Source organism: Bradyrhizobium sp. P2_E8 (assembly GCF_056403875.1).
This window is the reverse complement of record NZ_JBFUES010001555.1, coordinates 1-1136: the sequence shown is the minus strand read 5'-3', so window position 1 is coordinate 1136 and position 1136 is coordinate 1. Positions and strand designations below refer to the sequence as shown.

Annotated in this window: 1 protein-coding gene; it reads right to left on the bottom strand. The window is 69.2% G+C overall.

Annotated elements, in window-relative coordinates; all coding sequences use genetic code 11:
• Positions 1 to 1136: ABC transporter permease (locus AC1D00_RS42255; RefSeq protein ID WP_477014795.1), on the bottom strand; the 1136-nt coding region annotated here is incomplete at both ends.

The window sequence follows — 1136 nt, the reverse complement described above, 5'->3', positions numbered from 1 at the left end:
CGCCAAAGCCTGCGATCAGCGACTCGCCATAGCGAAGCAGCAGCAGCGCGACCGCGAACACCATGCACGCCGCAATGCTTTGCAGGATCAGCCAGCGGCGCTGCCTCTGCTGCCAGGCGTATGGCTGCGCCGTGGCCAGCACCGGCATCCGGATCGCCTTGATCAGGCTGGTCGCCGCCGCAACAAGCGCGCCGGCAACGCTGATGCCGATGCCCGCGAGCCACCATTCGGGCCGCAGCGTGAGTTGCCCCGGGATCTGCGCGCCATAGAGCCCGCGCAGCGACGCCGCGACGTCGGGCAACAGCGCAGCCGCGATGAAATAGCCGCAGACGAGCCCGATCAGTCCGGCGACCAGCGCCAGCGCCACCAGCTCGATCACCAGCACCGTGTTGACCAGCCGCGCCGAGGCGCCGCAGGCCCGTAACGTGCGCAGCATCGGCAGCCGCTGCTCGAAGGCGAGCCCGACGGCCGAGTTGACGATGAAGAGGCCGACGAAGAACGACAACAGGCCGAAGGCGGTGAGGTTGAGATGAAAACTGTCGGTGAGGCGCTCCAGCTCCGTCTCCGCATTCGGCTCGATCCGTTGCAGCCGGTCACCGACGACGCTCGCCAGCGACGCGGGCTTGCCCTTCGGCTTGCCGATCAGGAGGCGAGACACCTGGTCCGGCTTGTTCAGCAGCTTCTGCGCCACGCCGATATCGACCACCAGCACGCCGGGCACGAGCTGTGGCTGCACGTGCAGTGGCGGCAGCTTTGCGCCGCTGCTGATCGGCGGCGCCGCGCCTTCCTGCTCCTGCAAATCGCTCAGCGTCTCCTTCGCCACCAGCGTCCGGCCGGGCGGCGCGACGAAGCTGCTCAAATCCGAAGCACCAAGGCGCGGCGCGTTGCCGACGTCCACCGGCAGCGTGACCGGCTCGATGCCGAGCAGCCGCACCRAGCGCCCGTTGATCTGGACGCGGCCTTCCAGCACCGGCGAGACCGGCCAGCCCGCGCGGCGGAGCTTGACGAACAGGTCTTGCGAAAAGGTCGCCGCATTTGGCGCGACCAGCATCGCCGTGCGCGCGCCGCCGAACGTCGCCGCGGCGCGGTCATAGGCATTGCGGGCCTGCTGGTTGATCGCCTGCACGCCGCTCCAC